The sequence below is a fragment of the Beijerinckia indica subsp. indica ATCC 9039 genome, from assembly GCF_000019845.1.
Lineage (GTDB): Bacteria > Pseudomonadota > Alphaproteobacteria > Rhizobiales > Beijerinckiaceae > Beijerinckia > Beijerinckia indica.
This window is the reverse complement of sequence record NC_010581.1, coordinates 3,561,313-3,578,571: the sequence shown is the minus strand read 5'-3', so window position 1 is coordinate 3,578,571 and position 17,259 is coordinate 3,561,313. Positions and strand designations below refer to the sequence as shown.

The window sequence follows — 17,259 nt, the reverse complement described above, 5'->3', positions numbered from 1 at the left end:
CTCCCTGTAATATCGGCGCCGAGGTTTCCGAAGAAGCTTGCGTGAACCCCTTTCGTTTCACGCTTTGAAGGAGACCATCATGGACCACCGCACGATGACACTCGCCGGCTCGCTGGCCACTGCTCTTGCCCTGTTGACAATCCCTGCCGCACACGCAGCGGACAAGGAGAAATGTTACGGCATCGCTCTTAAGGGTCAGAATGATTGCTCTTCTGGTGCGCATGCATGCGCTGGCCAATCGAGTGTTGATTACGACAAGGCCTCGTTCAAGGAAGTGCCGAAGGGAACCTGCCAGTCGATCAAGGGCTCGTTGAAGCCCGGGAAAGCGTAAACGACTACTGTTCCTTCTCCCCACAATATTCAACTCCAAGAACAGGCAGCCCCAACGGGCTCATGGAGGTTTGCATGACAAAGATCAGCGTATTCACGACCAAGGCCGTCACTTTTGCCGCATCTTTGGCCACGGCGCTCGCTATTTTGAGTTCCCCCACACTCGCGGCTGATGAAGCCAAGGAGAAATGCTGGGGGATCGCGCTCAAGGGCCATAATGATTGCGCGGCGGGGGCTGGCACAACCTGCGCGGGCACGTCCAAGGTCGATTATCAGGGCAATTCCTGGAAGCTGGTGCCGAAGGGAACATGCATGACAATCAGCACGCCCTTCGGGCCCGGCTCCCTTGATCCCGTCAAAAGGCCAGTCTGATACCGAGGTCGCTGGAAAAGTCATTCCTGATAAATGTTGGGATGAGCGAAAGACCTGATAGCGGCAGAGATTGTTGCAATTTCTGCCGCCATCCAACGCATACGGAGGTGTATCCCATGCAAAAGTGTCAATTGCCGCCTCGCTCCGGTATCGGTTTCAAACCCGAACATTTCGCGGCGATCGTAGAAGCCCCGCAACCGATCGGCTTCTTCGAGGTTCATGCCGAAAATTACATGGGTGCCGGTGGTCCACCCCATGCGCAATTGCGCCGCCTGCGGGAAAATTACTCCTTGTCCGTGCATGGCGTCGGCCTGTCAATCGGTGGGTGTGAGATCCTGGACACGGAGCATCTTTCGCGCGTGCAAACCCTCTGCGACCGCTATCAACCGGAAAGCTTTTCCGAACATCTCGCCTGGGTGAGCCATAATGATGTTTTCTTCAATGATCTTCTACCGCTGCCCTATACGCGGGAGACCTTGAATCATGTCATCGCGCATGTCGATCAGGTGCAATCCACGCTCAAACGCCAGATCCTGATCGAAAATCCCTCAAGCTATCTTCTGTTTGCGGAAAGCACGATTCCCGAGCCGCAATTTCTGGACGAACTCGCCCGCCGCACCGGCTGCGGCCTGTTGCTGGATATCACCAATGTTTTTATCGCGGCGACCAATCATCATAGCAATCCACGCGCCTATCTGGCGGATTTTCCGCTCGCTCATGTGCGCGAGATTCATTTGAGCGGTCATATCGTCGAAGAGACAGCGTCCGACACAAATGGTCGAGACGACAGCAAAGTTTCCTTACTGGTCGATGCCCATGCGCGCTCCGTCGCCGATCCGGTTTTCGATCTTTATGCCGAGACCATCGCCCGGACCGGTCCCGTGCCGAGTCTCATCGAATGGGACAATGACGTTCCGGCTTGGTCGATTTTGCGTCGTGAAGCGGAACGCGTGGATACTTTTCTCTCGAAGGCAATCAGGCAACAGGCCGCGTAGGAGTCATCCGTATGTCCTCTCGCACACAATCTCTTTTCGCTGCTGCTTTGCTGAGTGAGAATGGTTCTGCTCCCGAAGGCCTCGTCGTGGAGGCGGGGCTGAGCGCCGCACGGCGTTTCGCGGTCCATCGCAATAATGTCGTGGAGGGCCTCGCGCGGGCGCTCGCCAGCCGTTTTCCGATCACGGAGAAGATCGTGGGCGAGGATTTTCTGACCGCGATGGCCCGGCTTTTCGTGGTCGAACAGCCACCAGTTTCACCCGTTCTTCTCGATTATGGTGATGGTTTTCCCGATTTCGTCGAGCATTTTCCCCCAGCGGAGGAGCTTCCCTATCTGCCCGATGTCATGCGGCTCGAGATCGCGCGTTCCAAGGCGTATCATGCAGCCGATGTTGAACCGCTCTCCTCGCACGATCTCGCCACCTATGATCTTGGCAGATTTGGGCATGACACGGCCCGGCTCCATCCTTCCGTTTCGATCGTTTCGTCCGATCATCCGATCGTCACTTTGTTCGCGATGAATGCAGGTGAACGAAGCGTGGAACCGATCGAGAATTGGCAGGAAGAAGATGCTTTAGTGGTCAGGCCCTATCTCACGGTTCATGTGCATCGTTTACCCGCTGGCGGCGCCACTTTTCTACACGCTCTGGCTTCTGGCGCGACCTTCGCCAAGGCCGCGGACCTCGCATCCACGGAAACATCCCGCTTTGCTCTGACAGAGAATCTCATCGGTCTCATCGGCTCTGGGGCTCTTGCCGCAATCAATCATGAAAACCAATGAGGAGGAAGCCATGACCGAGACGAGCATGACAATGATGGGTGACACAGGTTCTCACCGCGTGAGCAGGATCGTCACGAAGATGATCGCTTTATGCGAACGCATACCCTATTCGCTGTTGGCCTTGGCAGCGCGCATTTTTCCCGCCGCCGTCTTCTGGCAATCGGGCGAGACCAAGGTCGAGGGTTGGCATGTGACGGACACGGCCATCACCTTGTTCCGCGAGGAATATAACCTGCCATTGATTGATCCGGTGATCGCCGCGCATCTTTCGGCCTTCGCGGAACATGTCTTTCCGGTTCTCCTAGTGTTCGGGCTTGCCAGCCGTTTCGCCGCCCTGGCGCTTCTCGGAATGACCTTGGTCATCGAGATTTTCGTCTATCCCTATGCCTGGCCGACCCATGGAACATGGGCTGCCTGTTTCCTTTTGATCATTGCGCGCGGGCCGGGCATGATCGCGTTCGATCATCTGATCCAGATCTATGTGAGGCCGCGTTGCCAAGCCAGCCAATAATGGGAACCCAACTGAAGGTTTCGGGGAGCGCGTCAGCGTCTTTTCGAATTCATGCGCCTCGTCCAGCTCAGGCCACTTTGCCGGAAAACGAACTTGCATCCGTCACGATGGGAGCCGGTGAGAAGGCGCCAAGAATTTGCCGCCGCACGGCCGTTTGCCGTGCAGCGGTGGTGATTTTGGCGCCATGGAGATCGGTGACATAGAAGACGTCGACGACCCTCTCTCCGAATGTCACGATATGGGCTGAACCGATATTGAGGTTGGCCTTGGACAGAATACGCGTGAGATCGTAGAGCAGGCCAGTGCGGTCGAGGCCGGACACTTCAATGACGGTGAAGCGGCTCGACAGGCTATTGTCGATCGACACTTCAGGATGGACCTTGAATGTCGCGCCGCGCCCCTTTGACGGGCTCGCCTCGCTCTTTGCCACCATAATATCGCGCATGCTGATCTGGCCGGAGAGCGCGCGTTCGATGGAAAGCGCGATGCGGCTCGCGCGGCGCAATTCGTCCTCGTCGAAATCGAAGGCGCGTGAAATGGTGATCGTATCAAGCGCCATGCTATCGGTGGTTGTAAACACTTGCGCATCGACGATATTGGCGGCGGAAGCAGCGCAAGCCCCGGCGATGGTCGACAACAGATTGGGATGATCCGGCGCGATCACGGTCAGTTCGGTGACGCCACGCTGCGCATCGGTCAATGTATGCGTCAATGGTCCGACCATTTCGATTTCGGACATATTGAGAAGCCGGGCGTGGAGAATCTGATGTGGCAGATCGACTTTCAGCCAATAGGCATTGGGAAGCCGCACGGCATAGGCTGCGAAATCGGCCTCGGACCAGCCAGACAAAGCGCGACGCAATTCCGCCTTGGCCTTTTCGATGCGGCCCTTGCGCTTCATTGCGGAATGTCCGCCGGTAAGCACAACCTCGGTTTCCCAATAGAGGGTGCGGAGCAACTCACCTTTCCAATTGTTCCACACGCCCGGGCCGACTGCGCGAATATCGCAAATAGTCAAGAGAAACAGCATCTTGAGGCGTTCGAGGGTCTGCACGCAGCGCGCGAAAGTCTCAATGGTGCGGCGATCGCTGAGATCGCGCCTTTGCGCCGTATCCGACATGACGAGATGATTTTCGATCAGCCAGGCGACTGTTTCCGTTTCGGCCTCGCTCAGGCCAAGACGGGGACAGAGCTTGCGCGCGACCTCGATGCCGGCGAGTGAATGATCTTCCTCACGACCCTTGCCGATATCATGCAGAAATAAAGCAAGATAAAGCGCCCGGCGATTGCCGACCGAGGCCATGACATGGCTGGCGAAAGGATGATCATCGAGGCGGCGATGGTTTTCAATATCGGCGAGATGGCCGACGGCGCGCAACAAATGCTCATCAACTGTATAATGATGATACATGTTGAACTGCATCAGGGCGAGGATACGTCCGAAGGGTTCGATGAAGCGCCCGAGCACACCAGCCTCGTTCATCAGCCGCAAAACGATTTCCGGTGTATTGCGCGAGGTCAGGATCTCCAGGAACAGCCGATTGGCCTCACGATTCTGGCGGACCTTGGAGTCGATCCGCTTCAGTGATTGCGTGACGAGCCTTTTGGCGTCGGGATGAATGGCAAGGCCATTGCGGTCGGCGAGCCAGAAGAGGCGAATGAGGTTGATCGGATCGCGCTCGAACACATCGGGCGAGGATACGGTGACACGATTGGTCTCAATCGCGAAACTGCCCATGATCGCCGCCTGTTCGCGCGGCAGATGGGGGCCGGCGAAACGGTCGAGCATGGCCGAGGGTTTGGCTTGTCGTTCCTCCAGCGCGGCGCAGACAATCGCGGTCAGATCACCGACATCCTTGGCAATCAGGAAATAATGCCGCATGAAACGCTCGACCTGGGCGAGGCCGCCGCGCGTCGAATAGCCGAGCCGGTCGGCGATCATCGGTTGCACGTCGAAGCTCAGCCGTTCTTCCGCATGGCCGGTCAGGAAATGCAGATGGCAACGAACGCGCCAGAGGAATTCCTCGCAGCGATAGAACAGACGATATTCACTACGAGAGAAGAGGCCGGCACCGACCAGTTCGGCGGGCGTGCGCACGCGATAGACATATTTGGCGATCCAGAACAAAGTATTGAGATCGCGCAGGCCGCCCTTGCCTTCCTTGACATTGGGCTCGACGAGGAAACGCGAGCGGCCCGCGCGGGAAATGCGGGCCTCACGCTCTTCGAGCTTGGCGGAGACGAATTCCGGGGCCGTGCCGCTCACGATTTCGTCATCGAAACGGCGCCGCATGGTTTCGAAAAGCTTTTTATTGCCGAGCAGAAAGCGCGCCTCGAGCAATGCCGTGCGCACGGTCATATCCTCGCGCGCCTGTTCGAGGCATTCCGATAGCAGGCGGGTCGAATAGCCGACCTTCTGGCGTAAGTCCCACAGAAGATAAAGGATGGCCTGGACGACGCGCTCGTTCCATTCCCTTTCCGCCGGATTACTGTCTGGCAGCAGGAACAGAATATCTATGTCCGAGCCGGGGGCGAGGGTTGCGCGTCCATAACCGCCGACGGCGGCAATAGCGAGCCGCGCGGCGCGCGCGTGCGGCGGCTTATGGACATAGGTCGTGACATAAGCGTGGATGGCATGGAACAGCTCATCCTCGATATGGGCGATCTGGCTGGCGCAGGCGAGACCGCTGCCTTTGGCCTCGAGGTTTTGCCGGGCGAGCGCGCGGCCATCAGCCAGGGCCTGCCGCAGGAGTGCGACGACCTCATTGCGCTTCTCATCAGAAGATGTGCAGCCGGCATGCAAGGCGGCAATTTCTTCCCGCAGGCGTGAGCGGTTGAAGAGTGCCCGGATTTTTGGGGCAGAGCGGCCGCGCTTCTGTTTGGCGGGCGGCGCTCCCTTTTCCTGGTCCATCTCCAAAATACCGCTCATCTTTTCTGCTTTGCCTCAATCGCATCCCAGATGGTGACGGCGAGATCGGGGCCGCCGACCTTTTTGATGGCGCGTATGCCCGTCGGTGACGTGACATTGATCTCGGTCAGATTGCCGTCGATGACATCGATGCCGACGAACAGAAGCCCCAGGCGTTTCAACTCGGGGCCGATGGTCTCGCAAATCTCGCGCTCGCGCGGCGTGAGATCGGTCGCTGCCGCCGCGCCACCACGCACCATGTTGGAGCGTATGTCATTCTCGGCCGGCACGCGGTTGACGCCGGCCGCCGCAACGCCATCGACGAGAATGATACGTTTATCGCCTTCGCTGACCTTGGGCAGGAAGCGTTGCACCACCCAGGGCTCGCGGAATGTATCCGCGAAGAGATCAAACAAAGAGCCGAAATTCGGGTCCTTTTCAGCGACCTTGAAGACCGAAGCGCCGCCATGGCCGAAGAGCGGTTTCATCACAATCTCGCCATGTGTCGCGCGGAAAGCCTCGATTTCCGCCTTGTCGCGCGTGATGAGCGTCGGCGGCATCAGATGCGGGAAACGCATGACGAAGAGTTTTTCGGGCGCATTGCGCACGCTCGCCGGATCATTGACCACGAGAACCTTCGGCTGCAAGGTTTCGAGCAGATGCGTCGAGGTAATATAGGCGAGGTCGAAGGGCGGGTCCTGGCGCAGAAGGATGACATCCATGGAACCGAGGTCGAGCGTGACCCACTCGCCGCAGGTGAAATGATCGCCTTCGATATCGCGCACCTTGATCGGTGCCGCCTTGGCGAGGAGGCTTGTGCCCCGCATCGAGAGTTTGTCTGGCGTGTAATAGAAGAGCTTGTGCCCGCGCCGTTCCGCCTCAAGCATTAAAGCGAAGGTTGAATCGCCGGCGATCTTGATCTTCTCGATCGGGTCCATCTGCACGGCGACATTCAAAACCATATCAACTATCCATTTTTAGAGCGGCGATAAAAGCTTCCTGCGGAATCTCGACCTTGCCGAACTGCCGCATTTTCTTCTTGCCGGCCTTCTGCTTTTCCAACAGCTTGCGCTTACGGGTCGCATCACCGCCATAACATTTGGCGGTCACGTCCTTGCGCAAGGCGCGCACCGTCTCGCGGGCGATAATCTTGCCGCCGATGGCCGCCTGGATCGGAATCTGGAACATATGCGGCGGAATCAATTCTTTCAATTTCTCGACCATGGCACGGCCGCGCATATCGGCGCGATCGCGATGCACGAGCATGGACAGCGCATCGACGGGCTCGGCATTGACGAGGATCTGCATCTTGACGAGATCGCCGGCGCGATAATCGGTAATCGCATAGTCGAAACTCGCATAGCCCTTCGAGATGGATTTCAGCCGATCGTAAAAATCGAAGACCACTTCGTTCAAAGGCAGGTCATAGGTCGCCATGGCGCGCTTGCCGACATAGGAGAGATCGGCCTGCAAGCCGCGCCGTTCCTGGCAGAGCTTTAAAACGGCTCCGAGATAATCATCGGGCGTGAGAATCGTGGCCCTGATCCAAGGCTCCTCGATCGCCTCGATCCGGGTCGGATCAGGCATATCGGCGGGATTGTGCAATTCGATCGTCTCGCCGTCGCGCATGACGATGCGATAGACCACCGAGGGCGCGGTGGCGATGAGATCGAGATTGAACTCGCGTTCCAGGCGTTCCTGGATGATTTCGAGATGCAGGAGTCCTAGAAAGCCACAGCGGAAACCGAAACCGAGCGCGGCGGAGCTTTCCATTTCATAGGAAAAGCTCGCGTCGTTGAGCCGCAGCTTGCCCATGGCGGCGCGCAGATCGTCGAAATCGGCGGCATCGACGGGGAACAATCCGCAGAAAACCACAGGCTGCGCGGGTTTAAAGCCGGGCAGGGCCTCGGAACAGGGACGGCGCTCATCGGTGATCGTATCGCCGACGCGCGTGTCGGCCACCTGTTTGATCTGCGCGGTGATGAAACCAACCTCGCCGGGACCCAATTCGGGGAGATCCTGCATTTTGGGGCGAAAAACCCCGATCCGGTCCACTTCATAATGGGCGCCAGAGCCGAGCATTTGGATCTTCTGGTTCTTTTTCAAAGTGCCGTCGATGATGCGCACCAGCACGACGACGCCGAGATAGGCGTCATACCAAGAATCGACGAGCAGAGCCTTGAGCGGAGCCTCTTTGTCGCCCTTGGGCGGCGGCAAGCGGGTGACGATGGCTTCCAGAACTTCATCAATGCCAAGCCCGGTCTTGGCCGAAATCAGCACGGCATTGGAGGCATCAAGGCCAATCACATCTTCGATCTGCTGCTTGATGCGGTCGGGTTCGGCGGCTGGCAGGTCGATCTTGTTCAGGACCGGCACGATCTCATGGCCGGCATCGAGCGCATGATAGACATTGGCCAAGGTCTGGGCTTCGACGCCTTGGCTCGCATCGACGACGAGCAGCGAGCCCTCGCAGGCAGCGAGCGAGCGCGAAACCTCATAGGCAAAGTCGACGTGGCCGGGCGTGTCCATCAGATTGAGCACATAAAGCTCGCCGTCCTTGGCTCTATATTCGAGGCGGACGGTCTGGGCCTTGATGGTAATGCCGCGTTCGCGCTCGATATCCATGGAATCGAGCACTTGCTCCACCATTTCGCGCTCGGCCAACGTCCCCGTCGCCTGGATCAGGCGGTCGGCAAGGGTCGATTTGCCATGGTCGATATGGGCGACGATGGAGAAATTGCGGATGTGATCGATCGGCGTGCTCATGGCATCGAGATAGCAGCCGAAGGGGCGGAAGGAAAGGAGGGGTCTCAATTAGGTCAGCTTGAAATTCCGCGAAGGGCTTAGCGCGAATTTCCCATCCGGCTTGCCGCTGCCACTCCCAGATATAGTCTCGCGGGGTAGGGCGGATTGATCTATGGCACCGCTTGGACGACCGGTGTGGCTCATATTGCAGGCGGGCGGCGAAGATAATGCCGCGCGTTACCGTCCCCGAGGATGGGCGGAGCGATAGGCTTCAAGCAGGCGCTCGGAATCCACGGCCGTATAAAGCTGGGTGGTTGAAAGCGAGGCATGGCCGAGCAATTCCTGGATTGTCCGCAGATCGCCGCCGCGCCCGAGAAGATGCGTGGCGAAGGAATGGCGCAAAGCATGGGGGGTGGCGCTTTTGGGCAGACCAAGCGCGCCACGCATTTGCTCTACAGCAAGTTGGATGATGCGCGGCGAGAGAGGACCGCCCTTGGCGCCAACAAAGAGCGGCCCTTGCGGCGGCAGCGGATAGGGGCAGAGCGCGAGATAGGATTCGATTCCGCGCCGCACTGGCTCGATGATAGGCACCATGCGCGTCTTGCGACCCTTGCCGGTCACGGTCAGGGCATCCGTCTCTCCGATCGGCGCCTCGCGCCGCGTGAGCGAGAGGGCCTCGGAAATACGCAGACCCGCGCCATAGAGAAGGCCGAGCACGGCGGCATCGCGGGCGAGAACCCAGGCCGGACGCTCAGTATCGGTGCGGTTTGCCACATCGACGACCTCACAGGCCGCTGTGGGGTTCAGGGGCTTGGGCAAGTGCCGCGCGAGTTTCGGCGTGCGCACCGCGCTGAAGACCAGGGCCTTCCCTTTGCCCTCGCGCTCCAGAAAGCGGGCGAAGGAGCGCAGCCCCGCGAGTTGCCGCGAGAGCGAGCGGCTGCCGACGTCCTGGTTACGCCGCGCCGTCATGAAGGCGCGCAGATCAGCGGGCGTGAGCTCGGCAAAAGTTTCAAGACTCGGCGCGCCGCCGAAATGTTCGGCCAGAAAGGCGAGGAATTGCCGCAGATCGCGGGCATAGGCTTCGGCTGTCAGGGCGGAGACGCGCCGCTCCCCCGAAAGATGCAGGAGCCAGGCCTCTGCGAGGCCGGCGAGGTCCGCCTCGGCCGGAGCGAAGACGAGCGCGCGTTCTGAGGAGGAAGAAGCAACCATGCTCCGAGCCTGCCCTCGAAGTCTTAACTTTTCCACTTATATTTATGCGGTCATTTCAATCCGGCAGGGGAGGCAGCAGGGGCGGCGTATAATCGGGGCCATTTTCCTTGGCCTCGGCGGCAATGGCCTTGATCTCCGCCACCGCCTCATCGAAGAAAGCGCTCATCCGCGCGCGAATCTCGGCCTCGTTTTCCGGCCGGCCGGCGGCGGCGAAATCCTTGACGAGCATGGCGACGATGTCCTCCTCGCCATCCTCATCGAGATCGCAGGCGATGACCTCGACCACATAATCCTCGATCTCTTCGTCCTGCTTGCCAAGCAGTTCCGCAGCCCAGGCGCCGAGCCATTTATTGCGGCGGACATTGGCCTTGAACTTCAATTCCTCGTCGTGCTTGAGCTTGGCTTCGAATTCCGCGTCGAAATCTGTCATGAAAAACCTATATCCGGCCTGCTACCTTATACCGAAGGCCGTGCAGAACGGCCTTCGGTTCCTTCTTGAATTTTCGCTTTTTCAAAGCGATGGCGAAAATTCAAGAGCGGTCCAACGGTCATTGATCATGACGTTGGTATTACATTTGTTTCAGTTTAGCCCAGTTTTATGATCGGTGCGAACGGAGAACAGCCCGACAGCAATGAGGAGACGCTTGGCATGCCGGGTACCGACCGATTCGCGGAATTTTGCCGCAAAATCTCCGATCCCATGCGAAGCAAGCCTCGTGCAAGAAAGCGATGCTTAAGATCGAGCTCCATTTCTTCCTGTATTCTCGAACCATTCTCTGCTAGGGGAAGAAAAACAGACGGATATGCGTGAAACTGGAAATCGTCTGAAACCAGGAAGGAGAGCTCGTTTCGCAGCCTGAGAATCGGCTGCCAGGCCCCCTGCCGGCACGGATGAAGGTTTCTGGTTTTCACGCCCGGGTTGTTTCCCGCAGTGGAAAAAGCTAGGACCGTCGCAGCGTGGCGACAGAAAGCAAAGCCTTTGCCGCCCCCTGAACCGCCCAGCCGTCGCATCGTACGCGGGCATGTTCCGCCGGGGGCACAGGACCTCAACGGAGCCACGGTCACCCATGGATCATCTCAAGCCACGGTTAATCCCAATGAATCGCCGCCGGCGCATTTATGAAGGCAAGGCCAAGGTCCTTTATGAAGGACCCGAACCCGGCACGCTCATCCAGCATTTCAAGGACGACGCCACCGCGTTCAATGCCAAGAAGCATGAGGTGATCGACGGAAAAGGGGTTTTGAACAACCGGATCTCTGAGTTCATCTTCCAGAACCTCAATGATATCGGTGTCCCCACCCATTTCATCCGCCGCCTCAACATGCGCGAGCAATTGATCCGCGAAGTCGAGATCGTGCCGCTCGAGGTCGTCGTGCGCAATGTCGCCGCCGGCTCTCTCTCGACTCGTCTCGGCATCGAGGAAGGCACGCAACTGCCGCGCTCGATCATCGAGTTCTACTACAAGAACGACGAGCTCAACGACCCGATGGTGTCGGAGGAGCATGTCACGGCTTTCGGCTGGGCGAGCCCGCAGGAAATCGACGACATCATGGCCCTTGCCATCCGCGTCAACGACTTCCTTTCCGGCCTCTTCCTTGGCGTCGGCATCCGCCTCGTCGATTTCAAGATGGAATGCGGACGCTTGTGGGAAGGCGATATGATGCGCATCGTTGTCGCCGATGAGATTTCTCCCGACTCCTGCCGGCTTTGGGACATCAAATCCAACGACAAGCTGGACAAGGACCGTTTCCGTCGTGATCTCGGCGGTCTCGTCGAGGCTTATACGGAAGTTGCGCGCCGGCTCGGCATTTTGCCGGAAAGCGAACAGCCCCGCGCGAGCGGCCCGAAGCTCGTTCAGTAAACTCGAACGGTTCCGTCAGTGGTGCCATTCCTATAGCGGAGAGCCAAAAGCTCTCCGCGCTGTTCTGTCTGGAATCCATTCCAATGAAAGCCCGCGTCACCGTCACTTTGCGCAAAGGCATTCTCGATCCGCAGGGTAAAGCCATCGAAGGCGCCCTGAAAACCCAAGGGTTGACTGGGATCGAAAGCGTCCGCCAAGGGAAGGTTTTCGATATCGAATTGTCTGAGACCCTTGTCGGTACGGCGGAAACTCTTTTGGAAGAGGCCTGCCGCAAGCTTCTCGCCAATCAGGTCGTCGAGGATTTCCGCATCGAAATCCTGACGGAATATTGAGCATCAGACCCAAAAGGGGACACCACTTTTGGGACCAATCCGATGCGTTTTCAAAGAAACAGAGCCTTGCTCTTGAACGCGTCCGTTGAATGCCGGCGCTGAGATTGTCCCGAGAATTTCGATGAACGCCGCTGTTATCCTGTTTCCCGGTTCGAACCGCGAAAATGACGTCTGCCGCGCGCTTGAACAGGCGAGTGGCAAGGCGCCCGCGCGCGTCTGGCACGCAGAAGATTACTTGCCTTTAGGCACGGATCTCGTCGTTTTGCCAGGTGGTTTCTCCTATGGCGATTATCTGCGCTGCGGTGCGATTGCCGCCCAGGCTCCGATCATGAAGGCAGTCGCCGCTCATGCGGCACGCGGTGGATTGGTGCTCGGCATTTGCAATGGCTTCCAAATTCTCGTCGAAAGCGGCCTTTTGCCCGGTATTTTGATGCGCAATGCAAATTTGCGTTTCTTGTGCCGCATGCAGCATCTCAAAATCGAGAGGACCGATACGGCCTTCACTTCCCATTATCGGCCGGGACAGGTCATCAAGGTCGCGATCGCCCATGGCGAGGGCAATTACGTCGCCGACGAGGACACTCTTGCCCGCCTCGAGGGCGACGGCCGCGTTGCTTTCCGCTATTGCGATGCGCAGGGCACTTTGGGCGGAGCCGCCAATCCGAACGGCTCGCTGCATGACATTGCCGGAATTTATTCGGAAAATTTCAATGTGCTGGGCCTGATGCCGCATCCTGAAAATCTGATCGAGCCGATCATCGGCGGCACGGATGGGCTGCCCCTTTTTCTCAGCCTCGCGCAATTCAAGAAAGCCGCCTGACGTGAGCGCAGATCCCCCCATCACGCCCGAACTCGTCGCCGCCCATGGCCTAAAGCCCGACGAATATCAGCGCATTCTCACCCTTATCGGCCGGGAGCCGAGTTTCACCGAACTCGGCATTTTCTCGGCCATGTGGAACGAGCATTGTTCCTATAAATCCTCGCGCATTCATCTCCGCAAATTGCCGACCAAGGCGCCCTGGGTCATCCAGGGGCCGGGGGAGAATGCCGGCGTCATCGACATTGGCGATGGCGAGGCCTGCATCTTCAAGATGGAGAGCCATAATCATCCCTCTTACATCGAGCCGCACCAGGGCGCGGCGACGGGCGTCGGAGGCATTTTGCGCGATGTCTTCACCATGGGCGCGCGTCCGGTCGCCAGTCTCGACCTGTTGCGCTTTGGTGCGCCGGAGCATCCGCTGATGCGTCACCTCATTGCAGGTGTTGCGAGCGGCATTGGCTCCTATGGCAATAGTTTCGGCGTGCCGACTGTTGGCGGCTCGACCAAGTTCGACCGACGCTACAATGGCAATATTCTCGTCAATGCCATGGCCGTCGGCATCGCCCGGCAGGACGAGATTTTCTATGCCAAGGCGACGGGTGTCGGCAATCCGATCGTCTATCTCGGCTCCAAGACCGGGCGCGACGGCATTCACGGCGCGACCATGGCCTCGGCGGCCTTTGAGGCCGATGCGCAGGAAAAGCGTCCGACCGTCCAGGTTGGCGATCCTTTCGCCGAGAAATTGCTGTTGGAGGCCTGTCTCGAACTGATGAAGACGGGGGCCGTCATCGCCATTCAGGATATGGGGGCTGCGGGCCTGACCTCCTCGGCGGTGGAAATGGGCGCCAAGGGTAATCTTGGCATCGAACTCGATCTTGATGCCGTGCCTTGTCGCGAGCCCGGCATGAGCGCCTATGAAATGCTGCTGTCCGAAAGCCAGGAGCGTATGCTCATGGTGCTCGCGCCCGAAAAAGCCGCTGAGGCCGAGGCGGTCTTCCGCAAATGGGGGCTCGATTTCGCGATCATCGGCAAGACCACGGACGATTTGCGCTTCGTCATCAAACATGAGGGTGAGATCAAGGCTGATCTGCCGATCAAGGAATTGGGTGACGAGGCGCCCGTCTATGATCGGCCTTCGGTGCTGACGCCGCGCCCCGCCACGATCGCGGCGGACACCATTGTCCCGCCCATTTCCCATGGCGAGGCTTTGCTGCGCCTTATTGGCAGCCCGGACCTTGCCTCAAAACTGTGGATTACCGAACAATATGATTCGCTGATCCTCGGCAATACCATTCAGGGACCGGGGGGCGATGCCGCTTTGATCCGCCTCGGCGACGGGCCGAAAGGTTTGGCGCTGACCGCCGATGTGACACAGCGCTATTGCGAGGCTGACCCTTATGAAGGCGGCAAGCAGGCCGTCACCATGGCCTGGCGCAATCTGACCGCTGTCGGCGCCCTGCCGCTCGCCGTCACCGATAATCTGAATTTCGGCAATCCCGAAAATCCGAAAATCATGGGCCAGTTCATCGGCTGTCTCGAAGGCATTGGCGAGGCCTGCCGTGCCCTCGATTTCCCGATCGTTTCCGGCAATGTCTCGCTCTATAATGCGAGTGAAGGCCAGGATATTCCGCCGACCCCCGCGATCGGCGGCGTTGGTCTCCTGGAGGATGCGAGCCGAGGCGCAACCCTCTCCATCAAGCGGCCGGGCGATGCGATTCTTTTGCTTGGCGAGACACAGGGCTGGCTCGGTGCCTCACTCTATCTGCGCGATATTTGCGGCCGCGAGGACGGCGCGCCACCCGTGGTCGATCTGGCGCTCGAAAAACGCATTGGCAATTTCTTGCGCGGCCTGATCGCCAATCGAGCCTTGACGGCGGTCCATACGCTGACGGATGGAGGCTTGGCCGTGGGCCTTGCGAAAATGGCTTTGGCTGGCGGCATCGGTGCGCGGATCGATATTCCGGGACATTGTCCCGCTCATGCCTATCTCTTCGGCGAGGATCAGGCCCGTTATCTTGTGACCGCCGCCCCGGAAAAGGCGGAAGCGATCAGGATCGAGGCGGAACAGCTCGGCATTGCCTGCCAATTGATCGGTCGGACGGGCGGCCCCACATTGGAACTCGGCCAAGAGGCCAGTGTGGCAATCGAGGATCTGCGCCGGGCTTTCGAGGAATGGCTGCCAAACCATATGACAGGCATTGTGATCGAGTAGGAAGAGTCTGTTTCCTGTTTCTAGCGCGGTTCTTGCTTAAGCGGTAGATTTGAACGATTGGACTGTCCGGCTCGTATCGAGAATCACAGATTCTCGATACGTCACTTTTAAAACTTATCCACTTGTCCTCATTGAAGCGCGGCGAGTCGCGCTCCAATGAGGTGGATACTAGAGTGCTTCGGGATCCCTGAAAAAGTCTTGGCGATGAACAACCGGACGGTTCGCGCCAAAATATGACTGAAAACTGCGAGGTTCTTCACCATGCCCATGGAACAATCTGAAATCGAACGTCTCATCAAGGCCGGCATCCCGGACGCCAAGGTCCAGATCACTGATCTCGTTGGTGACAAGGATCATTATTCGGCGATCGTGATTTCCTCGGAATTCACCGGCAAGACCAAGCTGCAGCAGCATCAGATCGTCTATAAGGCGCTCGGTGGCAATATGGGCGGCGTCCTGCATGCCTTGCAGCTTACGACCTACGCGCCCAAATAGGCGGGCGGTCCAGCTCCATTCTTCCTTTTCCGGGGCGGCGCCACTCATTGACCAGGCGCCGGAACCGGTCCTAGATTTGCTTCGCCTCGACTTCACGCGTGCTGACGGAAGTCTTGACCCCACGCTCCAGAAAGGACTGCCATGTCTGCCATCAACGACCTCATCCAATCCATCGTCGACAAGAACGATGTCGTGCTTTTCATGAAGGGCACCCCGAACTTCCCGCAATGCGGCTTCTCCGGCCAGCTCGTTCAGATCCTCGGCTATCTCGACGTCAACTACGAGCACGTGAACTGCCTCGAAAATGACGAGATCCGTCAGGGCATCAAGGACTTCTCCAACTGGCCGACGATTCCCCAGCTGTATGTCAAGGGTGAGTTCATCGGCGGTTGCGACATTGTCCGCGAAATGTTCCAGTCGGGCGAACTGGCCACGCACTTCTCCGGTAAGGGCATCGACGTCAAGCAGCCGACCAAGGCGTAAGCCTTCGGGACGCCATTTCTGCCTGATGTGCTTTCGAGGCAGAGGTCTGATCATCATCAGGCCCCTGCCTTTGTTTTTTGCTGTTTTGTAAACGCTTGTTCTAGCGTCGGTTCCAGCCAGAAAATGCGTGCCAATCCGGGCCATACGGGTTAAGTCTTCGCCCCAATGATCCCTCTCCTTCACGCATCTCGATGATTCATGGCTAATTCTCCCAATTCCCTGACCGAGAACGTCACCCTTCACACCTTTGGCGATCCTATCGTCGATGCTTGTTTTCTCGGCCGCACCGCTGCTTTTGCCTTGAACGAGGGGCAAGTGCTGCTTCTCGATGGAGGTCAGGAGAAACGGATCGATGTGCATAAGGACGGCATCATCCTGGTCGCTGCGCGGGCTGGTACGGCCTTGCTCACGGGCGGTGATGATGGCCGCCTCATGCGCACCTTCCCCGATGGGCGCACCGAGGAAATCGCTGCGCAGAAGGGCAAATGGATCGATGCCGTGGCCGGGCGCGAGGATGGCGCCATGGCTTGGTCCACTGGCAAACAGGTTTACTGCCGTGATGCGAAGGGCGAGGTCAAAACCTGCGAGGCGCCCTCGACCGTGCGCGGCCTTGCTTTCGCGGCCAAGGGCTATCGCCTTGGCATGACTCATTATAATGGCGTGAGCCTCTGGTTTCCCAATACGGCGGCCGCACCCGAGCGCTTCGAATGGAAGGGCTCCCATCTTGATATGACTTTGTCACCCGATGGACGCTTCGTGATTTCAACCATGCAGGAAAATGCCTTGCATGGCTGGCGCATCAGCGACAAGGCCAATATGCGGATGTCGGGCTATCCATCCAAAACCCGCTCCCTCTCCTGGTCCCATGACGGCAATTGGCTGGCGACATCGGGCGCTGAATCCTGTGTCATCTGGCCGTTCAAGGACAAGGATGGGCCGATGGGCAAGCAACCGCAGGAATGCGGCGTGCGCAATGCCAAAGTCTCTCGCGTGGCCTTCCATCCCAAAATGCCGATTATCGCGATCGGTTACGAGGATGGCTGGGTCCTGCTTTGCCGGCTGTCCGATGCCGCTGAAATCCTTGTCCATGGGGCCCGCCAGGGCGCCGAGGGGGCGATTACCGCGCTCGCCTGGGATCAGAACGGGCAAAACCTCCTGTTCGGTGCGGCCGACGGCAAGGCTGGCCTCCTCGCCATGCCGGCTTGA

At 58.6% G+C, this 17,259-nt stretch carries 17 protein-coding genes; 12 read left to right on the top strand and 5 right to left on the bottom strand.

Annotated elements, in window-relative coordinates; all coding sequences use genetic code 11:
- Positions 1-79 precede the first annotated feature (79 nt).
- The 5 genes from BIND_RS15855 to BIND_RS15835 all read left to right on the top strand — a co-directional run bounded on the left by BIND_RS15855 (position 80) and on the right by BIND_RS15835 (position 2,987).
- Positions 80-331, top strand: coding sequence for a BufA1 family periplasmic bufferin-type metallophore (locus BIND_RS15855; protein ID WP_012386041.1), 252 nt, complete (start codon positions 80-82; stop codon positions 329-331).
- 74 nt (positions 332-405) lie between these two features.
- The gene (locus BIND_RS15850) at positions 406-702 is read left to right on the top strand and encodes a BufA1 family periplasmic bufferin-type metallophore (RefSeq protein WP_012386040.1); all 297 of its coding nucleotides are present in this window, start codon (positions 406-408) and stop codon (positions 700-702) included.
- 116 nt (positions 703-818) lie between these two features.
- On the top strand, positions 819-1,697 hold the full coding sequence (gene bufB / locus BIND_RS15845; protein ID WP_012386039.1) for an MNIO family bufferin maturase: 879 nt from the start codon (positions 819-821) through the stop codon (positions 1,695-1,697).
- Between the two features lie 11 nt (positions 1,698-1,708).
- Positions 1,709-2,476, top strand: coding sequence for an HvfC/BufC N-terminal domain-containing protein (locus tag BIND_RS15840; protein WP_012386038.1), 768 nt, complete (start codon positions 1,709-1,711; stop codon positions 2,474-2,476).
- Between the two features lie 10 nt (positions 2,477-2,486).
- Positions 2,487-2,987 (top strand): DoxX family protein, encoded by a 501-nt coding sequence (locus tag BIND_RS15835; RefSeq protein ID WP_012386037.1) that lies wholly within the window; start codon positions 2,487-2,489, stop codon positions 2,985-2,987.
- A gap of 67 nt (positions 2,988-3,054) precedes the next feature.
- Here the strand turns inward: BIND_RS15835 and BIND_RS15830 are convergent, their stop codons facing one another.
- The 5 genes from BIND_RS15830 to BIND_RS15810 all read right to left on the bottom strand — a co-directional run bounded on the left by BIND_RS15830 (position 3,055) and on the right by BIND_RS15810 (position 10,279).
- Positions 3,055-5,916 (bottom strand): [protein-PII] uridylyltransferase, encoded by a 2,862-nt coding sequence (locus tag BIND_RS15830; protein ID WP_012386036.1) that lies wholly within the window; start codon positions 5,914-5,916, stop codon positions 3,055-3,057.
- Entirely contained in the window at positions 5,913-6,857 is a 945-nt protein-coding gene (gene gshB, locus BIND_RS15825; protein WP_012386035.1) for a glutathione synthase, read from the bottom strand. Before gshB ends, BIND_RS15830 begins: the two co-directional genes overlap by 4 nt.
- A gap of 1 nt (position 6,858) precedes the next feature.
- A complete protein-coding gene (gene lepA / locus BIND_RS15820) occupies positions 6,859-8,661 on the bottom strand; it encodes a translation elongation factor 4 (protein ID WP_041778932.1) in 1,803 nt (600 codons plus the stop codon).
- Positions 8,662-8,877: 216 nt separating this feature from the next.
- Positions 8,878-9,849: a tyrosine recombinase XerC gene (locus BIND_RS15815; protein WP_012386033.1), complete on the bottom strand. Its 972-nt coding sequence runs from the start codon at positions 9,847-9,849 to the stop codon at positions 8,878-8,880.
- A gap of 55 nt (positions 9,850-9,904) precedes the next feature.
- Positions 9,905-10,279 carry a DUF1476 domain-containing protein gene (locus BIND_RS15810; protein WP_012386032.1) on the bottom strand — a complete coding sequence of 125 codons (375 nt, stop codon included), beginning with the start codon at positions 10,277-10,279 and terminating at the stop codon, positions 9,905-9,907.
- Between the two features lie 637 nt (positions 10,280-10,916).
- Between BIND_RS15810 and purC the strand changes: the two genes are divergently transcribed.
- The 7 genes from purC (at position 10,917) to BIND_RS15775 (ending at position 17,259) form a co-directional block, all read left to right on the top strand.
- A complete protein-coding gene (gene purC / locus BIND_RS15805; RefSeq protein ID WP_012386031.1) occupies positions 10,917-11,711 on the top strand; it encodes a phosphoribosylaminoimidazolesuccinocarboxamide synthase in 795 nt (264 codons plus the stop codon).
- Positions 11,712-11,794: 83 nt separating this feature from the next.
- Positions 11,795-12,043 (top strand): phosphoribosylformylglycinamidine synthase subunit PurS, encoded by a 249-nt coding sequence (purS, locus tag BIND_RS15800; protein ID WP_012386030.1) that lies wholly within the window; start codon positions 11,795-11,797, stop codon positions 12,041-12,043.
- Between the two features lie 121 nt (positions 12,044-12,164).
- A complete protein-coding gene (gene purQ / locus BIND_RS15795) occupies positions 12,165-12,863 on the top strand; it encodes a phosphoribosylformylglycinamidine synthase subunit PurQ (RefSeq protein WP_012386029.1) in 699 nt (232 codons plus the stop codon).
- The gene (purL, locus tag BIND_RS15790) at positions 12,814-15,075 is read left to right on the top strand and encodes a phosphoribosylformylglycinamidine synthase subunit PurL (protein ID WP_425277055.1); all 2,262 of its coding nucleotides are present in this window, start codon (positions 12,814-12,816) and stop codon (positions 15,073-15,075) included. Before purQ ends, purL begins: the two co-directional genes overlap by 50 nt.
- A 261-nt stretch (positions 15,076-15,336) precedes the next feature.
- Entirely contained in the window at positions 15,337-15,570 is a 234-nt protein-coding gene (locus tag BIND_RS15785; protein ID WP_012386027.1) for a BolA/IbaG family iron-sulfur metabolism protein, read from the top strand.
- Positions 15,571-15,711: 141 nt separating this feature from the next.
- A complete protein-coding gene (grxD, locus tag BIND_RS15780) occupies positions 15,712-16,053 on the top strand; it encodes a Grx4 family monothiol glutaredoxin (protein WP_012386026.1) in 342 nt (113 codons plus the stop codon).
- Between the two features lie 198 nt (positions 16,054-16,251).
- A complete protein-coding gene (locus tag BIND_RS15775) occupies positions 16,252-17,259 on the top strand; it encodes a WD40 repeat domain-containing protein (protein ID WP_012386025.1) in 1,008 nt (335 codons plus the stop codon).